Here is an 836-nt window from a genome sequence, read left to right as displayed (position 1 = left end):
GTCACCTCACACCCATCTCCAAGCGCTGCCATGCGTGCCAACATCATGGTTTTGTCAATTTGCCGCAAAGCTCCAGCCTTTAAGCCTATCCCTGTCAGAAACTTTATCGCACCAACATCTTCAATCCCCCAATCATGAATGCGCGCTGCAATATCCTCACTATAGGGCTTGCGACGTTTCAGATGCATCGCCAATCGGCTTTTAATTTGTGCATAAGAAGGACCATTTTGACGGTGAACCAACCGCCCCGAAATTTCATCATTGCCAACCAAAGCCAACCCCGTACCATTGATATCAACAAAGTGGCGCAACTGATTAATCGCTTCATCCGTCAGATTTTGCGCTTCATCAACGATCAACAACGTGCCACTGCCCACGCGCTCTAACTTTTTTCCAATGGCACGCGTTAAGCGGGTGGGATTATATTCCACCACTTCCAATTCTGCTGCCATATCATTCAAAATACCGTGAACACTGCGCGTATGCGGGCTGGCTGTCACCAGATAAACATGCGGGCGGGTAGAGCGATAATGGCGGCAAGTTTCGGTCTTACCACTGCCCGCATCAAGCGTAATCATCACCATATCCCCCGTACTTTGTGCCAGTGTTAAAGTATCAATGATCTCACTGGCAATTCGATTCCTCTGAAAGGCTGGTTTTTCAGGGATCTTCTCCAAAAAACCCGCCGTTTCCTTTAAAACCTCAACCCATTGCTGAACCTTTGCATTTTGCTTACCCAATTGCCCCGCATAACTGCCCGCATACCATTGCGAAAACGTCCCATCCGGCATGCCTATGCGCCGCGCCACCTCTGCTTTCGACCAATCATTCATTTG

At 48.9% G+C, this 836-nt stretch carries 1 protein-coding gene; it reads right to left on the bottom strand.

Features of this window, described 5'->3' with window-relative positions:
* Nucleotides 1-836: AAA family ATPase (locus tag ACFIL8_RS11435; RefSeq protein ID WP_375689896.1), on the bottom strand; the 836-nt coding region annotated here is incomplete at both ends.

Origin of the sequence: Bartonella sp. AP57NXGY, assembly GCF_042195805.1 — a bacterium.
Taxonomy (GTDB): Bacteria; Pseudomonadota; Alphaproteobacteria; order Rhizobiales; family Rhizobiaceae; genus Bartonella.
Note: the sequence above shows the minus strand (reverse complement) of the source record. Positions and strands in the feature narration are given on the sequence as shown.